At 53.9% G+C, this 271-nt stretch carries 1 protein-coding gene; it reads right to left on the bottom strand.

Annotated elements, in window-relative coordinates:
- On the bottom strand, positions 1-271 hold a 271-nt coding region (locus tag AC2A06_RS19045; protein ID WP_484381325.1), incomplete at both ends, for an Ig-like domain-containing protein.

The raw sequence follows: 271 nt of genomic DNA, 5'->3' as shown, positions 1-271 counted from the left end.
TGGGGTAAAGCTCCACTCACCTTCATCATTGATCTTGGCGGTACCGATTTCCTTACCGTTATCATAGATGGTGACTGTACCGCCGGGTTCGCCCGTACCGTTCAGGTTTGGTGAACGGTCATCGGTGGTATCTCCCGGATTCACTTCACCGGTCTTCTCACCCACATTGTCGGTGATAACGATATCGCCAGCCGGATTAGGCACGGTGGTGTCAACATTGATACCGAAGCTGCCGCTTGGTGCGCTGACGTTATCTGCCGCATCCGTTGCA

It is taken from the genome of Serratia sp. HNCC26DJ244 (assembly GCF_057180565.1).
This window is presented reverse-complemented; position numbering and strand designations above follow the sequence as displayed.